Genomic DNA, 13,968 nt, shown 5'->3' on the forward strand with positions numbered 1-13,968 from the left:
CATTTCAGCCAATCTCTGATTCGTCGGACCGGGGGCCCGGTCAGGAATGCATCACGGCCCGTGATCGTTGACGATACGAGTACCACCCGACGACTGAAGGATCGAGAGCTCGTGAGCAAGGTCCCCCCGACCATCCTGAACAACGGCGTCGAGATGCCGCAGCTGGGCTTCGGCGTCTGGCAGGTGCCGGACGACGAGGCGGAGCGGGCGGTCGCCACCGCGCTGGAGTCCGGGTACCGCAGCATCGACACAGCGGCGATCTACGGCAACGAATCGGGCACCGGCAAGGCCGTCAACAGCTCCGGCATCGCCCGCGAGGAGCTCTTCGTCACCACCAAGCTCTGGAACAGCGACCAGGGGTACGACTCCGCCCTGCGCGCCTTCGACACCTCGCTGGAGAAGCTCGGCCTGGACTATGTCGATCTGTACCTGATCCACTGGCCGACGCCGTCCCGGGGCACGTACGTCGACACGTTCAAGGCCTTCGAGAAGATCTACGCGGACGGCCGCGCCAAGGCCATCGGCACCTCGAACTTCCTCCCGGAGCACCTGGAGAAGCTGATCGACGCGACGTCGGTCATCCCGGCCGTCAACCAGATCGAGCTGCACCCGCACCTTCAGCAGCGCGCGGCCCGCGAGTTCCACGCCGAGCAGGGCATCGCGACCGAGGCCTGGTCGCCGCTGGGACAGGGCAAGGGCCTCCTGGAGGTCCCGGCCATCGTCGCCATCGCCCAGAAGCACGGCCGCTCCCCGGCGCAGATCGTCCTGCGCTGGCACCTGCAGCTCGGCACCGTCGTGATCCCGAAGTCCGTGACCCCGTCCCGGATCAAGGAGAACATCGATGTCTTCGAGTTCTCCCTGGACACCGAGGACATCGCGGCGATCTCGGCCCTGAACGAGGACCGCCGCATCGGCCCGGACCCGGCCGCCTTCGACATCGGCTGACCGGCCCGCCCGCAGCCCGCCGCCGGCCCGGACGCCCATCGCGTCCGGGCCGGCGGCTTTTTTCGCACCCTTGGACCGGACCAACTGGGCCACAGGTCTTGACGCGGTCATGCAAGGAGGGCCATTTTGTGGGGCAACCCGGTAAGGAAAGTTTCCTAACAGAAGGGTCCCCCACAGTGCGCACTCGAACACTGACCCTGTCCGCGGCCGTCGGCGCGGCGCTGCTCGCCGTCGCCACGCTGCCGGCCAGCGCCTCCGGCACGGCCAACCCCCGCTCGGCACAGGAGGGTTCGGTCAGCGCGTCCGCCCTCCTCGCCAAAGTGACGTCCTGTTCGCAGATATCGAGCGGCAAGTACAGGACCGACGAGGAGACTTCGGCCACCGTCCCGGTCTGCGGCAAGAACGGCGCCGTGTTCTGGAAGGCCGACATGGACATCGACTGCGACGGCCAGGTCACCGGCAAGTGCAGCGCCGACACCGACCCCTGGTTCCAGGACGACACGGCCTTCCACCAGTCCAACGGCCAGGCGCTGCGCGCCGACTCGCTGCCCTACGTCGTCGTGCCGAGCACCAGCAGCATCTGGAAGTACACGAGTTCGGGCATCAAGGGCGGTGGTGTGGTCGCCGTCGTCTACAACGGCAAGGTCGAGTACGCGGTGGTCGGCGACACCGGTCCGACGCAGATCATCGGCGAGGCGTCGTACGCCACGGCCAACGCGCTCGGCATCGACCCCGACCCGGAGACGGGCGGGGCCGACTCGGGCGTGACGTACATCCTGTTCAAGAACTCCCAGGTGTCACCCATCGAGAGCCACAGCGCGGCCGTCTCGCTCGGTGACTCGCTGGCCAGGCAGTTCCTCGCGAACAACTGAGCACCTGCCCGGCGGGGACGCCTGTCGCCCCGCCGGGCCGGGATCAGACGGGCTGGCCGATCGGGCGGACGACCACGGTGTTCACGTCGACGCCCGTCGGCTGCCCGACCGCCCAGACGATCGAGTCCGCGAGCTGGTCCGCCGTCAGCAGGTGCCCCGGCGGGAGGCTGCCGTAGCTGTCCCAGAACGGGGTCTCCACGCGGCCGGGCGAGATCAGGGTCACGCCCACCCCGTACTCGGTGACCTGGCGCCTGGTGTTCTCGGCGAGCCCGGTCACCGCCCACTTGGTCGCGCCGTAGATGTTGCCCGGTGTGTTCACATGCCCGGCGACACTGCCGATCAGCACGATGCGGCCACGGGTCTCCCTCAGGGCGTCGATGGACGCCCTGATGAGCAGCGCGGGCCCCAGTACGTTGGTCAGCACCATCTCGGACCAGCCGGCCGGGTCGCCCTCCGCCACCGTGTCGTGGGTGGCGAAACCGGCGTTGGCCACGACCGTGTCGAGCCGCCCGAACTCCTTGAGCGTCGCCTCGACCGCGGCCCGCACCTGGTCGTGCTCGGCCGCGTGCCCGACGATCGTCAACAGCCCCTCGGGATGGCCGAGTTCCTCGGCGAAACCGCGCAGCCGCTCCTCGCCCCGACCGGTGACGGCCACCCGGTGCCCGGCGTCGAGCAGCCGGCGGGCGACCGCGGCTCCGATACCGCTTCCGCCTCCGGTGATGAGCGCGACGGGAGAGTCGGTCATGGTGTACCCCCAGGAGTGTCCGGCCCAGCGCGGGCCAACTGTGCACTGAACCGGGGGAGTTCATCACTTGGAGCACACTCGATGTCAAGGTCCGCCGGCCGCGCGCGATGGGCGGGCGGCCACCGGGACTACTCCGGCCTGACCCCCACGTACACCGTCATGGCCGTCAGCAGGAAAACGTCCGAGCGGTGGTGCACGCTCGCCTTGTCTTCCGGGTCGAGGAGCCGGTCGAGTGTGGCGAGGTCGTCCGGGTCGAGCGCTTCGGCGAGGCCGTCCCGTCGGCGGGTGAGGGCGGTGACGACGAAGGCGCGGGCCTCGTCCGATACGGGGGCGGGGAGGTCGAGGAGGAAGGTGCGGGTCGCCGTGTGACGCAGGCCGACGGCGCCGAGCAGAGCGGGCCAGTCCTCCGTCTCCGCCACCGAACCGGGCAGCTCGGCCCGCATCCGGGTGAACCACTCGTCGTGCACCGCGTCGATACGGGCCTCCAGGCCGGGGCGGCCGATGCCGGTGTCCCGCGGGAGGAACCGCGTGGGCAGACCGCCCTCCAGCAGGGCGAGCATGCCACCGGGCGCCAGGCTCCGGACGAAGCCGGCGAGCGCGGCCCGCTGGTCACCGACATGGTGCAGCGACCTGCTGGCCCACAGCAGATCCGCGGGGTACTCCAAGTCGCCCACGCCCTCGGAGAGTTCGGCCTCGATCGTGCCGAAGCGGTCGGCGACACCGAGCCGCTCGGCGCGGGTGCGGGCCTCCGCCAGCAAGGGCTCGGCGCCGTCCACGGCGACGACCCGGGCACCGGGGAACTTCTCGGCGAGCAGACAGGAGATGACGCCGGGGCCGCTGCCCGCGTCCACGATCAGTCCCGGCTCGGGCCGCTGCTCCCGCAGCCACTCGGCCGCCTCGGCATACGCAGGGGTGAACAGCTCCGCCTCCTGCACCAGCAGGGGCAGCATCTGAGCGAAGTCCATATGGGTGTCACCGTGCCCGTGCCCGTGGGGTCGCGCCGGGCCGTGAACGTGTTCGTGGTGGTCGGATGCCATGGGACGGGCCTCTCTCTCGGTATGGGGACAGCCTGCCCCGGCACTCCCGGAAACGGCCAGTCGTGTTGCTCGAACGGCAAAAAAAGGGGCCGCCGGAAAACCGGATGCGCCCGCGGGGGCCCGTCGTCGAACATGGCCGGATGGACGACGCCGACGTCATGCTGGAGCGTTTCCTCAAGGACGGCTTCGTGCGCGTCGAGGGCGCCTTCCCGCCCCGGGTCGCCGCGGACTGCGCCCGGCTGCTGTGGAAGGAGACCGGCTGCTCCCCGGACGACCCCGCCACCTGGACCGAGCCCGTGCGCTGGATCTCCGGGATGGCCCAGGGACCCTTCGCCGCGGCCGTCAACTCACCCGCCCTGCACGAGGCGTTCGACCTGCTGCTCGGGGAGGGCCGCTGGGAGCCGCGCTATTCGCTGGGCAGTTTCCCGTTGCGCTTCCCGCATGAGCTGGAGCCGGACGACGCGGGCTGGCACATCGAGGGCAGCTATATGCCCGAGGGCGCGACCTGGTACCACACCAATCTCCGTTCCCGGGACCGCGCGCTGCTGATGCTGTTCCTGTTCAGCGAGGTGGGCCCCGAGGACGCCCCGACCCGTATCCGCGTCGGCTCGCACCTGGACGTGCCGCCGATCCTGGAGCCGTACGGGGAGGAGGGCGTCTCGGGCCTGGACATCGCGCCCCGCCTGGTCGAGGCGTCGGCGCACCGGCCGGTCGCGTACGCCACCGGCCGGCCCGGCGACGTCTACCTGTGTCATCCGTTCCTGGTGCACGCGGCGCAGCCGCACCACGGCAGCCGGCCCCGGTTCATGGCGCAGCCGCCGCTGTCCCCGGCGGTGCCCCTGGAGCTGGAGCGGGCCGACGGGGACTACTCGGCGGTGGAGTTCGCGATCCGCCAGGGGCTGGGGAAGGGGAGCTGACCCCTGGCGGACCGCACGCGCTCAGCCGGTCACAGGGCCGGGTACGCGTTCTTCATGAGCTCCTGGAACTGGGCGGAGAACCAGTGCCCGGAGAGCGGAGCGTTCGGCAGCGCGCCGGAGAGGCTGTTCCCGTTGCGGGCGTTGCCCGTGTACGTCGGGTCGCACATCCGGTCGAAGCCCTTGCCCTCGTCGTTCGCGATCGCCGTGCTGGAGCCGTCGGACTCGCCCGGAGGCTTCATCCAGACGTAGGCGTCGATGCCGGCCGCCGGTGCCGCCTGCGGCCGCTCGCCGAGGCCCGCGCCCGACTGGTTGCACCAGTTGCCGATGTGGATACGGCGGTCGTAGCGTCCTCCGTCGACATAGGTGTCGACGCTGGTCGTCGCGCCGGGGCCGGTGGGCCGGGCGGTGCCGCCCCAGCCGTTCCTGGAGGTGTCGATCAGCATGCCGATGCCGGAGTTGAAGCCGAGCGAGACGAGTTCGGTGCGGAAGGCCTGCGCGAAGGAGAGCTCGTCGACATAGCGGTTCCAGTCCACCCACTTGGACTGGCGCACCGAGGTGCCGTTCACCGTGTCGTTGATGGTGAAGTTGTTCTCCTTGAGGGCGCTGTAGTTCGCCGTGTTGGTGATGAAGCCCTGGACGTCGTCGACCGTCGCGCCCTCGGCCGTCGCGGCCTGCTTGAAGATGTTGGCGGCGGGGGCGAAGTTGTCGTCCCAGCCGAGCCATCCGTGGTGGCCGGCGTCGAGGTAGTTGTAGACGTTCGGGATCGCGCCGAGCTTGGCGAGCGCGTAGCCGACGCCCTTCACGTAGTTGCCGTTGGCGAGCATGGTGTCGCAGTTCGCGGTGGCGGTGGCCCGGCTGCCGGTGTTGGTGACGAGGTTCGGCAGCGAGTCGATCTCGATGGTGGTGACGATGCGCAGGGAGGCGTACTTGCTGTCGGCGAGGATCGCCGCGATCGGGTCGATGAACTGCGTCTTGTACTTGTCGATGTCCGTCGCGCCGAGTTCACCGTTGGAGGCGAGGGCGGCGCAGTCGCGTCCGGGCAGGTCGTAGACGACGAGTTGGACGACCTCTTCGCCGGTGCCCTTCTGGGCGAGCGCCGCGTCGAGGTGGGCGCGCAGGCCCATGCTGGTGGACGAGCCGTTGATCGCGGCGATCCGGTCGAGCCAGACACCGGTGGGCTGGTTGGAGATCCTGCTGCCGCCGGTCTCGGCGGCGGCCTTCGCCGACCATTCCGGGTTCACGTACACCTTGGCGCCGGAGTACGGGTTGTCGACGCGGGTGCCGGTGCCGCCGCCTCCCCCGCCTCCCCCGCCGCCTCCGTCATCGACGTTGCAGGTGACGCCGTCGAGGGTGAAGGACGTCGGCAGCGCGTTGGTGCCGCTGTAGGAGCCGTTGAAGCCGAAGCTCACCGAACTCCCGGTCGCCAGTGTGCCGTTGTACGTCTCATTGGCCGCGGTGACGGCCGTGCCGCTCTGGGTGATCTTGGCGTTCCAGCCGGAGGTGACCTTCTGGTTCCCGGCGTACGACCACTTGACCGCCCAGGAGGACTTGGCCGCGCTGTTGTTGGTGACGGTGACGGCGGCGGTGAAGCCGGTGTCCCACTGGCTCTGCACCTTGTAGTCGACGGTGCAGGGGATGGAGGCGACGGCGTTGGTGCCGACGTCGGCGGGAACGGCCGAGGCGGCGCCCGTTCCCGCGGCGATCAGGGCGAGTGCCCCGAGAAGTGCTGTTCTTGCACGGCTCATGTGCGGGTTCCTTATCCGTTGAGGGCGCGCAGGTGGTCGCGCAGCCCGATGCCGTAGGAGGTCGGAGTGCCGTCGTAGTTCGAGATCAGCGACGGGCCGGAGGAACAGTCCCAGGTGTTCCAGGTCCAGCCGAGGTACGAGAGCCCCCGGTCGTCGAACCACTTCATGACGGTGTCGACGAAGGAGTGGGAGCAGGTGTTCTCCCCGATCTCCCCCGCCACGAGCGGTACTTGGGCCGCGACCGGGGCGAGTGTGGAGGTCCAGCAGCTCTCGCTCGCGCAGGTGTTGAAGTTGTAGACGTGGTACGCGGCGACGAGATTGCCCGTCGGGTCACTCGGTCTGTACGTCAGCCACTGGCTCAGGTCGTTGGAGTAGGCGAGGCCGCCGGCCAGGATCAGGTTCTTGGCGCCGGTGCCGCGTACCGAGTCGACCAGGCTCTGCATTCCGGCGACCTGGTAGGAGATGCCGGGGCAGGTGCCGCCGTCGCGCCAGCAGGTCCACGCCTGGGTGGTCGTGGAGGTCGCGCGGTCCGGGTAGGGCTCGTTGAACAGGTCGAACGCGACGGCCCGGTCGTCCTTGAAGGTGCTCGCCACCGAGGCCCAGAAGGACGGGGTGTACTGCGCGTCGGGCATCGGCTTCTGGCACGTCGCGTGCACGTCGGAGCAGCCCGCCGAGTTGCCCGTGTACTGGCCGTACGTCCAGTGCAGGTCGAGGACCGGGGTCATGCCGTGCGCCTCGACCTTGGACACCAGGTCCTTGACCGCGGCGATGTAGTTGGCGCCGGCGTACTCCGGTTTGATGTTGGACAGGCCCAGCCAGCACTCCTCGTTCAGCGGGATGCGGACCGTGTTGGCCTTCCAGTCGGCGATCGCCTTGACGGAGGCGTCGTCGACGGGACCGTCGAAGAAGCCGTAGCCCTGGACGCACATGAACTCGCCGCCGGAGCGGTTGACTCCGAGCAGCCTGCGGGTGGCTCCGGCGGAGTCGACCAGCTTGTTGCCCGAGACGTGCAGTTCCGGCGCCTCACCGCCGGTCGGCGGCGGATCGGTCGGGGTGGGCGTGGGTGTGGGCGTCGGCTGGACGTCCGCATTGCAGGTGGTGCCGTTGAGCCGGAAGGCCGTGGGCACGGCGTTGCTTCCCGACCAGGAGGCGAGGAACCCGGCGCTGACGCTCGCACCGGTGGCCAGCGTGCCGTTCCAGCTCTCGTTGGACGCGGTCACCGTCGTACCGGACTGGGACCATTTGGCGCTCCAGCCCTGGGTGACCTTCTGGCCGCCGGAGAAGTCGAAGCCGAGGCTCCAACTGCTCAGCGCTGCCATGTTGTTGGTGATGGTCACGGCGCCCTGGAAGCCGGTGTCCCACTGGCCGGTGACCGAGTACTCCACCGTGCACGCGGGTGTGGCTCCCGAAGCCGTGACGACCGGCGCGACGGCCGTGCCCACAAGGGCGACCGCGGCGCCGATCACTAAGAGGGAAAGACGCGGGGGGTGACGCATGAAGCGACTCCTTGCAGCTCTGGCGCGCCTTGATCGACGCGTCGACTGATGGAACCGCTCCCACTGGTGCCGATGAAGCTAGCGCCAAGTTCCGTTGTTGGACAGAGGAGTTGCACTGTTGATCAATCGAATCATTTCGACTCTTCAAGCACCTTGACCCCTCACACCCCTCTCTCCAATATGGGAGCGCTCCCACTGGTTCAAGGCTTGTTGCTCCTCCCCCCATTCTCCGAGCCGCAAGGAGGAACCAGCACCATGGATCCCAGCCCTCGATGGAGACGTCGTCGCAGCTCGCGACGCCTGTGGACCGCCGTCGTGGCGGCTCTCGCCCTCCCGCTCACGACTCTGGCGACCGGTACGACTCCCGCACACGCGGCCACGGTTCAGTGCAGCGTCGACTACAAGACCAACGACTGGGGCTCCGGCTTCACCGCGGATCTGACGATCACCAACCGGGGCACCGACGCCATCAACGGCTGGACCCTGACGTACGCCTACACGGGCAACCAGACCCTCACCAACGGCTGGAACGGGACCTGGTCCCAGTCCGGCAAGACGGTCACCGCGAAGAACGCGGCGTGGAACGGGACGATCGCCGCAGGGACCGCCGTGACCGCCGGCGCCCAGTTCACCTACAGCGGCACCAACACCGCCCCGGCCTCCTACGCCGTCAACGGCACCACCTGCACCGGCGCACATCAGCCACCCCTCACCGTGCTGACCAGCCCGGCGGCGGGCGCCGTCTACACGCAGGGCGACGCCGTCCCGCTGGCCGCGACCGCGGCGGCGGCCGACGGGGCGACCGTCTCCAAGGTCGAGTTCTACGACGACACGACCCTGCTGGGCACCGACACCAGCTCGCCGTTCACACTGTCGGCGTCCGGACTGGCCGTGGGCAGTCACTCCATCCTCGCGAAGGCGTACGACAGCCTGGGCGCTTCGGCGGAGTCCACGCCGGCCGGCATCACGGTCGCCTCGGGGCCCGCGATCGTCGCATCGCCGACCCAACTCGGCGTCCAACAGGGCAAGTCGGGGACGTTCGCGGTGAAGCTCTCGACGCAGCCGAGCGCCGATGTGACCGTGGCGGTGGCCCGCACGGACGGCAACACCGGGCTGTCCGTGACCGGCGGTTCGAGTCTCGCGTTCACCCCGTCCAACTGGAACACGGCCCAGACGGTGACCGTCACCGCCGACGCCTCGGGCACGGGGTCCGCGACCTTCACGGCCTCCGCGACCGGCCAGGCCAAGGCCACCGTCACCGTGACGGAACTGGCCGCGACCAAGGCGTACGACGCGCGCTTCCTGGACCTCTACGGCAAGATCACCGACCCGGCGAACGGCTACTTCTCCCCCGAGGGCATTCCCTACCACTCGGTGGAGACGCTGATCGTCGAGGCGCCGGACCAAGGACATGAGACGACGTCGGAGGCGTACAGCTATCTGATCTGGCTCCAGGCGATGTACGGGAAGGTCACCGGCGACTGGTCGAAGTTCAACGCCGCGTGGACGACCATGGAGACGTACATGATCCCCACGCACGCCGACCAGCCGACGAACTCCTTCTACAACGCCTCCAAACCGGCCACCTACGCGCCCGAGCTGGACACCCCGAACGAGTACCCGGCCAAGCTCGACACCGGCGTCTCGGTCGGTTCCGACCCGATCGCCGGCGAGCTGAAGAGCGCGTACGGCACGGACGACGTGTACGGCATGCACTGGCTCCAGGACGTGGACAACACCTACGGCTACGGCAACGAGCCCGGCAAGTGCGAGGCGGGTCCGACGGCGACCGGCCCGTCGTACATCAACACCTTCCAGCGCGGTGCGCAGGAGTCGGTGTGGGAGACGGTGCCGCAGCCGACCTGCGACGCCTTCAAGTACGGGGGCAAGAACGGGTACCTGGACCTCTTCACCGGGGACTCCTCGTACGCGAAGCAGTGGAAGTACACGGACGCCCCGGACGCCGACGCGCGCGCGGTGCAGGCCGCGTACTGGGCCGACGTGTGGGCCAAGGCCCAGGGCAAGAGCGCCGACGTCTCGACCACGGTCGGCAAGGCGGCGAAGATGGGCGACTATCTGCGCTACGCCATGTACGACAAGTACTTCAAGAAAATTGGCAACTGCGTCGGCCCGACGACCTGCCCCGCGGGTACCGGCAAGGACGCCTCGGACTATCTGATCTCCTGGTACTACGCCTGGGGCGGCGCGAACGACACCTCGGCGGGCTGGGCCTGGCGCATCGGCTCCAGCCATGTCCACGGCGGCTACCAGAACCCGCTGGCCGCCTACGCGCTCAGCACCAACGCCGACCTCAGGCCCAAGTCGGCGACCGGCGCCTCGGACTGGGCCACCTCGCTGACCCGGCAACTGGAGTTCTACCGCTGGCTCCAGTCGAGCGAGGGCGCCATCGCGGGCGGCGCGACCAACAGTTGGGCGGGCCGGTACGCGACGCCTCCCACCGGCACGCCGACCTTCTACGGCATGTACTACGACCAGCAGCCGGTGTACCACGACCCGCCGTCCAACCAGTGGTTCGGCTTCCAGGCGTGGTCCATGGAACGGGTCGCCGAGTACTACCAGCAGACGGGGAACGCGAGCGCCAAGGCGGTCCTCGACAAGTGGGTCGCGTGGGCGCTGTCCAAGACCACGATCAACCCGGACGGCACCTACCAGATCCCCTCCACCCTCCAGTGGTCCGGCGCCCCGGACACCTGGAACGCGTCGAGTCCCGGTGCCAACAGCGGACTTCACGTCACGGTCGCCGACTACACGAACGACGTCGGGGTGGCCGCCGCGTACGCCAAGACCCTGTCGTACTACGCCGCCAAGTCCGGCAACACCCAGGCGAAGACGACGGCCAAGGCGCTCCTGGACGGCATGTGGAACAACTACCAGGACGGTCTGGGCATAGCCGTCCCGGAGACCCGCGCCGACTACAACCGCTTCAACGACAGCGTGTACGTGCCGAGCACCTTCTCCGGCACGATGCCGAACGGCGACGCGGTCAACTCCTCCTCCACCTTCGCCTCGCTGCGGTCCTTCTACAAGAACGACCCTGCCTGGTCGAAGATCCAGGCCTATCTGGCGGGCGGCGCCGCGCCCTCCTTCACGTACCACCGGTTCTGGGCGCAGGCGGACATCGCCCTCGCCATGGGTTCGTACGCGGAGCTTCTCGAATAGTCCCCGCTGTGGCTCCGGGTACGCGGCCCTGTCCCTGACGGCAGGGCCACCGGCCGGGCGGTCCCTCACCAAGCTGAGGGCCGCCCGGCCATCACTCCTGTCCCTCCGCCAACTCCCCTTGTCCTGCGCTCCTTTTCCGCCCCACTCCGCCTCTTTCCCCCCGATCTTCCCGGAGAGGACCCACCGTGCGAAGAACCCGCATCCTCACGGCCGTGCTCGCCCTCGCCGCCGGACTGCTGGCCGGCACCCCGCCCGCACTGGCCGCGAGCTCCCCCACGACAGCCGTCGCGGCCGACACGTACACCTGGAAGAACGCCCGGATCGACGGCGGCGGCTTCGTCCCGGACATCGTCTTCAACCGCTCCGAGAAGAACCTCGCCTACGCCCGTACGGACATCGGCGGCGCCTACCGCTGGGTCCAGGCCTCGAAGAGCTGGACCCCCCTGCTCGACTCGGTCGGCTGGGACGAGTGGGGCCACTCCGGCGTCGTCAGCCTCGCCTCCGACTCCGTCGACCCGGACAAGGTGTACGCGGCGGTGGGCACGTACACCAACGGCTGGGACCCGACCAACGGGGCCGTCCTGCGCTCCGCCGACCGGGGCGCGAGCTGGCAGAAGGCCGACCTGCCCTTCAAGCTGGGCGGCAACATGCCCGGACGGGGCATGGGGGAGCGGCTGGCCGTCGACCCCAACAGGAACAGCGTGCTGTATCTCGGGGCGCCCAGCGGCAAGGGCCTGTGGAAGTCCACGGACTCCGGAGCCAGTTGGTCACAGGTCACCGGCTTCCCCAACGTCGGCGACTATGTGCAGGACGCGACCGACACCAGTGGCTACGCCTCCGACAACCAGGGCATCGTCTGGGTCACCTTCGACGAGTCGACCGGCACCTCGGGAAGCACCACGCAGACGATCTACGTGGGGGTCGCCGACAAGGACAACGCGGTCTACCGCTCGACGGACGGCGGCGCGACCTGGTCCAGGATCGCGGGCCAGCCCACCGGCTACCTCGCCCACAAGGGCGTCCTCGACGCGGTGAACGGCTACCTCTATCTCGCGTACAGCGACAAGGGCGGTCCGTACGACGGCGGCAAGGGCCAGTTGTGGCGCTACGCGACGAGGACCGGGACGTGGACGGACATCAGCCCGGTCGCGGAGGCCGACACCTACTACGGATTCAGCGGGCTGACCGTGGACCGGCAGCACCCGGGCACCGTGATGGCGACGGCGTACAGCTCCTGGTGGCCGGACACCCAGATCTTCCGGTCCACGGACAGCGGCGGCACCTGGACGCAGGCGTGGGACTACTCGTCGTACCCGAACCGTTCCAACCGCTACACGACGGACGTCTCGTCCGTGCCCTGGCTGACCTTCGGCGCGAATCCCTCGCCACCCGAGCAGACTCCCAAACTCGGCTGGATGACCGAGGGACTGGAGATCGACCCGTTCGACTCCGCCCGGATGATGTACGGGACCGGCGCGACGATCTACGGCACCGAGAACCTCACCAACTGGGACACCGGGGGCCAGTTCACCGTCAAGCCCATGGTCCAGGGCCTGGAGGAGACGGCCGTCAACGACCTCGCCTCTCCCCCGTCGGGCGCTCCCCTGCTCAGCGCGCTCGGTGACGTCGGCGGCTTCCGGCACACGGATCTCACCAAGGTCCCCTCGATGATGTACACCTCACCGAACCTCACCACCACGACCAGCCTCGACTACGCCGAGACCGACCCGAACACCGTGGTCCGCGTCGGAAACCTCGACTCCGGGCCGCACATCGGCTTCTCGACGGACAACGGCGCCAACTGGTTCGCGGGCAGCGACCCTTCGGGCGTCACCGGCGGCGGGACGGTCGCCGCGGCCTCGGACGGCAGCCGCTTCGTGTGGAGCCCGGCCGGCACCGGGGTGCAGTACACCACCGGGTTCGGTACCTCGTGGTCCGCGTCGAGCGGCATCCCCTCCGGCGCGGCCGTCGAGTCGGACCGGGTCGATCCGAAGACCTTCTACGGCTTCAAGTCGGGGAAGTTCTATGTCAGTTCGGACGGCGGCGCGACCTTCACGGCGTCCTCGGCCGGGAACCTGCCCAGCGGGGACAGCGTGCGTTTCAAGGCGCTGCCCGGGACCAAGGGCGATGTGTGGCTCGCGGGCGGCGCGAGCGACGGCGCGTACGGACTGTGGCACTCGACTGACGGCGGCGCGAACTTCACCAGGCTGTCGAACGTCGAGCAGGCCGACACCATCGGCTTCGGCAAGGCGGCGGCCGGCGCCTCCTACCAGACGCTCTACACCAGCGCGAAGATCGGCGGCGTCCGCGGGATCTTCCGCTCGACGGACAAGGGGGCGAGCTGGACCCGCATCAACGACGACGCCCACCAGTGGGGTTGGACCGGCGCGGCCATCACCGGTGACCCGCGGATCTACGGGCGGGTGTACGTGTCGACGAACGGACGCGGGATCGTCTACGGCGACAGTTCGGACACCGGGGACGGCGGCGGGGGCGGTACGGACCCGACTCCCCCGCCGACGGGCGCCTGCGCGGTGACGTACAAGATCACGAACCAGTGGCAGGGCGGCTTCCAGGCCGACGTGTCCCTCGCCAACACCGGCTCCGTCGCCTGGAGCGGCTGGACACTGGGCTGGACCTTCCCGGACGGCCAGAAGATCACCCAGCTGTGGAACGCCGACCACACGCAGTCGGGCGCGGCCGTCACGGCGAAGAACCTGACGTGGAACGCGAACGTGGCCCCGGGTTCGACGGTGGGCTTCGGCTTCACGGGGAGCTGGACGGGGACGAACACGAAACCGACGGCTTTCAAGCTGGGGGATCAGACCTGCGCGGTGAGTTGACCCTTCTTGCTCTTCGCCCTCGGGGGCGCGTGCCGGTCGGGCGCGCGCCCCTGAGAGTGTGGCGACGGGTCACGGCAGATCCCGGATCGGTGTCATGCGCCCCACCCGGGATGATCACAACTCCGTCACCACCTTCACGTTTCACTCACACGCTCTTCACATCACCCGATATCGTCACCCCCTCACGA

The 13,968-nt window shown here is 69.1% G+C and carries 9 protein-coding genes; 5 read left to right on the top strand and 4 right to left on the bottom strand.

Annotated features, from left to right (window positions below; all coding sequences use genetic code 11):
• The first annotated feature begins 153 nt into the window (after positions 1-153).
• Together OHT01_RS08615 and OHT01_RS08620 are read left to right on the top strand one after the other, a co-directional pair.
• A complete protein-coding gene (locus OHT01_RS08615) occupies positions 154-945 on the top strand; it encodes an aldo/keto reductase (protein ID WP_328558057.1) in 792 nt (263 codons plus the stop codon).
• 176 nt (positions 946-1,121) lie between these two features.
• The gene (locus tag OHT01_RS08620; protein WP_328552536.1) at positions 1,122-1,817 is read left to right on the top strand and encodes a glycoside hydrolase family 75 protein; all 696 of its coding nucleotides are present in this window, start codon (positions 1,122-1,124) and stop codon (positions 1,815-1,817) included.
• Positions 1,818-1,860: 43 nt separating this feature from the next.
• Here the strand turns inward: OHT01_RS08620 and OHT01_RS08625 are convergent, their stop codons facing one another.
• Together OHT01_RS08625 and OHT01_RS08630 are read right to left on the bottom strand one after the other, a co-directional pair.
• A complete protein-coding gene (locus OHT01_RS08625; protein ID WP_328552537.1) occupies positions 1,861-2,562 on the bottom strand; it encodes an SDR family oxidoreductase in 702 nt (233 codons plus the stop codon).
• Positions 2,563-2,690: 128 nt separating this feature from the next.
• On the bottom strand, positions 2,691-3,599 hold the full coding sequence (locus OHT01_RS08630) for a class I SAM-dependent methyltransferase (RefSeq protein ID WP_328552538.1): 909 nt from the start codon (positions 3,597-3,599) through the stop codon (positions 2,691-2,693).
• 140 nt (positions 3,600-3,739) lie between these two features.
• Between OHT01_RS08630 and OHT01_RS08635 the strand changes: the two genes are divergently transcribed.
• Positions 3,740-4,516 carry a phytanoyl-CoA dioxygenase family protein gene (locus tag OHT01_RS08635; protein WP_328552539.1) on the top strand — a complete coding sequence of 259 codons (777 nt, stop codon included), beginning with the start codon at positions 3,740-3,742 and terminating at the stop codon, positions 4,514-4,516.
• 29 nt (positions 4,517-4,545) lie between these two features.
• Here OHT01_RS08635 and OHT01_RS08640 read toward each other — a convergent pair whose 3' ends face one another.
• Together OHT01_RS08640 and OHT01_RS08645 are read right to left on the bottom strand one after the other, a co-directional pair.
• A complete protein-coding gene (locus OHT01_RS08640; protein ID WP_328552540.1) occupies positions 4,546-6,261 on the bottom strand; it encodes a glycoside hydrolase family 6 protein in 1,716 nt (571 codons plus the stop codon).
• 11 nt (positions 6,262-6,272) lie between these two features.
• A complete protein-coding gene (locus OHT01_RS08645) occupies positions 6,273-7,757 on the bottom strand; it encodes a cellulase family glycosylhydrolase (RefSeq protein WP_328552541.1) in 1,485 nt (494 codons plus the stop codon).
• A 255-nt stretch (positions 7,758-8,012) separates the two neighbouring features.
• Between OHT01_RS08645 and OHT01_RS08650 the strand changes: the two genes are divergently transcribed.
• A complete protein-coding gene (locus OHT01_RS08650) occupies positions 8,013-10,937 on the top strand; it encodes a glycoside hydrolase family 48 protein (protein ID WP_328552542.1) in 2,925 nt (974 codons plus the stop codon).
• Between the two features lie 185 nt (positions 10,938-11,122).
• Positions 11,123-13,780, top strand: a complete 2,658-nt coding sequence (locus tag OHT01_RS08655) for a cellulose binding domain-containing protein (protein ID WP_328552543.1) — start codon at positions 11,123-11,125, stop codon at positions 13,778-13,780.
• Positions 13,781-13,968 lie beyond the last annotated feature (188 nt).

Source organism: Streptomyces sp. NBC_00358 (assembly GCF_036099295.1).
In the GTDB taxonomy this organism is placed as follows: Bacteria; Actinomycetota; Actinomycetes; order Streptomycetales; family Streptomycetaceae; genus Streptomyces.

What these genes read in the sequence shown, in the direction of transcription:
- OHT01_RS08625 (WP_328552537.1), bottom strand. Translation starts at nt 2,562, where the DNA reads ATGACCGACTCTCCCGTCGCGCTCATCACCGGAGGCGGAAGCGGTATC.
- OHT01_RS08650 (WP_328552542.1), top strand. Translation starts at nt 8,013, where the DNA reads ATGGATCCCAGCCCTCGATGGAGACGTCGTCGCAGCTCGCGACGCCTG.
- OHT01_RS08635 (WP_328552539.1), top strand. Translation starts at nt 3,740, where the DNA reads ATGGACGACGCCGACGTCATGCTGGAGCGTTTCCTCAAGGACGGCTTC.
- OHT01_RS08645 (WP_328552541.1), bottom strand. Translation starts at nt 7,757, where the DNA reads ATGCGTCACCCCCCGCGTCTTTCCCTCTTAGTGATCGGCGCCGCGGTC.
- OHT01_RS08640 (WP_328552540.1), bottom strand. Translation starts at nt 6,261, where the DNA reads ATGAGCCGTGCAAGAACAGCACTTCTCGGGGCACTCGCCCTGATCGCC.
- OHT01_RS08630 (WP_328552538.1), bottom strand. Translation starts at nt 3,599, where the DNA reads ATGGCATCCGACCACCACGAACACGTTCACGGCCCGGCGCGACCCCAC.
- OHT01_RS08615 (WP_328558057.1), top strand. Translation starts at nt 154, where the DNA reads ATGCCGCAGCTGGGCTTCGGCGTCTGGCAGGTGCCGGACGACGAGGCG.